Origin of the sequence: Tepidibacter sp. Z1-5, from assembly GCF_037844525.1 — a bacterium.
Lineage (GTDB): Bacteria > Bacillota > Clostridia > Peptostreptococcales > Peptostreptococcaceae > Tepidibacter_A.
Map to the genome: position 1 here is coordinate 1 of NZ_JBBMMD010000030.1, position 1,568 is coordinate 1,568.

Genomic DNA, 1,568 nt, shown 5'->3' on the forward strand with positions numbered 1-1,568 from the left:
AATTAATTACCTTTGTTTCTTTTTGTCTTTTTTGAAAACAACATATATTTAAATCCATTTCATATCTAAGAAACATATTAAAAAACAAATGGCATTAAAATGTTAATCTGTACCCTTTGTAAAGGACAATAAAAAAAAGACTACGCTACATTAAGAAGATGATTTCTGTATTGGACAGGAGTCATCTTTTTTAATCCCCATTGATATCTATAGTTATTATAGTAAGTCATGTATTGTTTGATTTCACGTTTAAGCTGTTCTAAAGTTTCGCATGATTTGATATTTGCTTCATCTTTAAAGTGCCCGAAAAAAGATTCCTGTGGCGCATTATCCCAGCAGTTACCACGTCTTGACATAGATTGTCCTAATTTATAACGTTTAACTAATTTCTGAAATGTAGGATTTGTGTAATGAAAACCTTGGTCTGAGTGAATAAATCCCCCTTTAGGCATTTTAACTCTCCTGCCTTTTATCAATTTATCTATTGTGTCAGTTACTATATCTAAAGCTAGGCTATTAGAAACATTGTATGCCAATATTTCATTCGTAGATCCATCTTTGATTGTTGATAAATATGCTTTTTTACCTTTCCCATAGAATAAATATGTTATATCTGTAAGCAAAACTTTACCTGGTATATTTTGCTTAAACTCTCTATTTAGCAAATTAGGTAATCTTCTATGTTCTTTAGTAGCTTTCAATATTTTCTTATATGGATTAGCTCTTCTAAACGGACATATGATACTATATTTTTTCATTATTCTTCGAATTCGTTTTAAATTATATCTAATTCCAAACTGACCTTCTAAAGTCATTTTAATCTGTCTAGCTCCTTTTTTACGTCTTTTAAATTTATATGCCTTTAAAATAATATCTCTTACTACTTCATCTTGTTTATTACGCTCTTCTCTTAATAATTTTGATTTTATGGAGAAGTAATTATAGTATCCAGAACGTGATACACCTGATATTTTACATAAATAACTAACCATATTTTTTAATTCATATTTTTCTATCACAGAATTGATAAGAATAAATTTTTGTTCAGCAGATATTTTTATTTCTTTCTTATCGTCCTCCTTTCCAGCATATCTATCTTTTTTAGCAATTCATTTTCTGCCTTTAACAATCTATTTTGAGCTTCAATACGAGCATATTTTTCTTCTATAGAAAGCTCTGCTTTCCTTGGTCTTCCTGAATTTTCTTTTCTAGCATCTCCTAATCCATAGATACCATTTTTAGAATATGAAGCACGCCATCTTCTAGCTGATGAGTTAACACGACTCATTCCAATAATGTTTATATCAAATCCATATTCTTCGAATATATCTCTTGGAAATTTACCTTTTTCATACTATGTTATGAAAATACGCTTAAATTCATCAGTATAATTAATCCCTTTCATACCAACTCTTTTTACATATTGGTTGTGAGATAATATTTCTATCTCTTTTTCTGTAAATATTTTATTACTCATTTCATCTCCCACCGTCCTTTTTTTCATTATACATAAAATACCCTATAGAATGGACTTTTTTTAAGTGTCCACTCTATAGGGTACAGTATAT

At 28.7% G+C, this 1,568-nt stretch carries 1 pseudogene; it reads right to left on the minus strand.

Features of this window, described 5'->3' with window-relative positions:
• Positions 1 to 140: 140 nt before the first annotated feature.
• Positions 141 to 1,477: pseudogene (locus tag WJW32_RS06780) on the minus strand (IS3 family transposase).
• Between the last annotated feature and the right edge of the window lie 91 nt (positions 1,478 to 1,568).